At 73.1% G+C, this 2461-nt stretch carries 3 protein-coding genes; all 3 read right to left on the reverse strand.

Features of this window, described 5'->3' with window-relative positions:
* Window positions 1-189: 189 nt before the first annotated feature.
* Window positions 190-774: a hypothetical protein gene (locus VI238_RS01560; RefSeq protein ID WP_331647726.1), complete on the reverse strand. Its 585-nt coding sequence runs from the start codon at window positions 772-774 to the stop codon at window positions 190-192.
* Between the two features lie 14 nt (window positions 775-788).
* Window positions 789-1118, reverse strand: coding sequence for a tetratricopeptide repeat protein (locus VI238_RS01565; protein ID WP_331647728.1), 330 nt, complete (start codon window positions 1116-1118; stop codon window positions 789-791).
* A 239-nt stretch (window positions 1119-1357) separates the two neighbouring features.
* Window positions 1358-2461: patatin-like phospholipase family protein (locus VI238_RS01570; RefSeq protein WP_331647730.1), on the reverse strand; the 1104-nt coding region annotated here is incomplete at its 5' end.

The following is a 2461-nucleotide window of genomic DNA, read 5'->3' on the forward strand; positions in this document are numbered from 1 at the left end:
TCCTGCCGGCGCCGCCCGGCATCGCCGACCCGGACGTCGAGACCGCCTGCGCCGCGCTCAATCGCGGCGTCGAGGACTGCGTTCGGCTTGCATTCACCCAATACCAGTGGACCTACAAGCGCTGGCCGGCCGCGGCACGCCCACCCGCATGACGCGTTCGATCGGCGAAGCGATCGCGGGTGCCGCCGCCTAGCGGCGGTCGATCGACTCGACCAGCATGAGCTCGCACGCGCCCGCGCCGCTGTCCTCGCGGCTGAGCGAACTGCGCCAGCGCCAGCCGTCGGCGCGACTCGCCTCGACGAGCCGTCCGCGCAGTTCGACCACGTCGCCGACGCGAATCGCGTCGAGCGAACGCGCGACCGCGGGATCGGCCGGGATCGCGTGCAGGTTGGTGGCCGAACGCACGATCTCCGCCGGCGGAATCGGGGGGTCCGCGCGCCAGCGGTAGGTGAAGAACCGCACCGACTGCTCGATCTCCAGCGCGTCGAGCACCTCGCTGTCGGACATGCGACCCCACCCGAGCGCGAGATCGGTCGGCGCGAGCGCCGCACCGGCGTCGAACGCGTAGTCCTCGCGCGACAGCACGCGCGCCTCGATGTCGAAGTCGGCGAGCGGCTGCAACGCGTAGTCGCCGTGGCGCACGACGGCGCGGTCGCCCGGCTCGGACTGGCGTGGCGCCGCCTCGACGAGCACGCCGGCGGGATGCGCGATCGGTCGATGCAGCACCCAGCGTCCGCCACCGAACGCGAGCAGCGCGATCGACGCCACGGCCATGGCGCGCAGGCGATTCAGGAGGGCGCCGCCTTCTGCAGGCGACGCAGGAACACGGCCATTTCCTTCGCCGCCTGCTCGTCGCCGCGCTCGCGCGCGACCGCGATGCCGCGTTCGAACGCCTCGACCGCGGCCGCGACGTCGCCGCCGTCGGCGAGCGCGCGACCGAGCAGCTTCCACGCCGCCGAATAGCGCGGATCGAACGCGAGCGCTTCGCGCAACGCGACCGCTGCGCCGGCCGCATCGCCCTGGCCGAGCAGGGCGTTGCCGAGCGAGAAGCGCAGCAGGGCACCGTCGCGCGGGCCGCCGAGCTGGGTGCGCAGGCGCGTGATGAAGTCGGGTTCCATGCCGGCATCATCGCGCGTCGGCGGCGGGGTTACACGCGGCACGGCCGAATCCATCGAAATTCCCCGATTGGCGGACCCCTTCCGCAACGCACGGACGCGACGCCGGATGACACGCGCGGCGATGCGGGGTGCGGCCGTCGGCCCGGGCACGCGGCGGCCTTCGTGCGCCCGGGGTGCTGCGCGTTCCCGCCGGCTGCGTCCGCATCGGTGCCGCGGGCCTGGCGAGGCCGGGCGTGCCCTCATCCGCCCGCGCGATGGATGTCGTGCGTGACGACGCCGAGGCTGCGTTGCGGGAGCGCGAAGTAGTCCGGCCGCGCGAGGGTGCGGCGCATGTCGTCGCGCCCGCCGTTCCAGTGCTCGCGCATCGTCGCCGCGCCGAAGGCGTAGTCCTTGTATTGCTCCTCGTACGACTTGGCGCGGTAGATGAGGTGCACGATGTTGAACACGCGATCGCACAGCCACGGCTCGAGCTCGGCGGCCAGTTCGGCCGGCAGGCTGCCGTCGGGAACGCGCTCGAGCAGCAGCCCGAGTGCGTTGCGCAGGCGCTGCCGCGCGGCGACCTGGTCGGTCCCCAGACGCGTGCGGCTCGAGTACTGGATGTCCTTCTGGCGTTCGAACACGTCGAGCACGGTCTTCGGCAGCGGTCCGCGCGCGCTCCACAGGTCGACCTGCAGCACGAGGGTATCGCGCCGCGGCAGCGACTCGAGCACGTATTCGAGCGGCGTGTTCGAGACGAGGCCGCCGTCCCAGTAGGGCTCGCCGTCGACGACCACCGCGGGGAACGCGGGCGGCAACGCGCCGGAGGCGAGCACGTGCTCGGGCCGGATGCGCTCGCGCGCGGAATCGAAGTAGCGGAAGTTACCGCTCGCGACGTTGGTCGCACCGATCGACAGGCGCACGCCATCGGCGTTGAGGCGATCGAAATCGACGAAGCGCTCGAGCGTCGCCGCAAGCGGCGTCGTGTCGTAGAAGCTCGTCGCCTCGGCACTGCCGTCGGCGAACGCGAACGGCGGCGGCCAGCGCGGCGTGTAGAAGCCCTGCTGGCCGTGCGCGAGCGCGCCCCACGCGCCGAGCGCGTTCAGCCACGCACTCAACGGCGTGCTCGGCGGCCACCACTCGGCCGCACCCGCGAGCGCGGCGAGCGGCCATGCGGCGTCGCCCGCGGGCGCGCAGATCGTGTCCCAGAACGCGCGCAGGCGCTCGACGCGTCGCTCGGGCGCGTTGCCGGCGAGGATGGCCGCGTTGATCGCGCCGATCGACGTGCCCGCGAACCACGACGGGCGGATCCCGGCCTCGTGCAGGGCCTCGTATACGCCGCACTGGTAGGCGCCGAGCGCGCCGCC

Origin of the sequence: Dokdonella sp., from assembly GCF_036518555.1 — a bacterium.
Lineage (GTDB): Bacteria > Pseudomonadota > Gammaproteobacteria > Xanthomonadales > Rhodanobacteraceae > Dokdonella_A.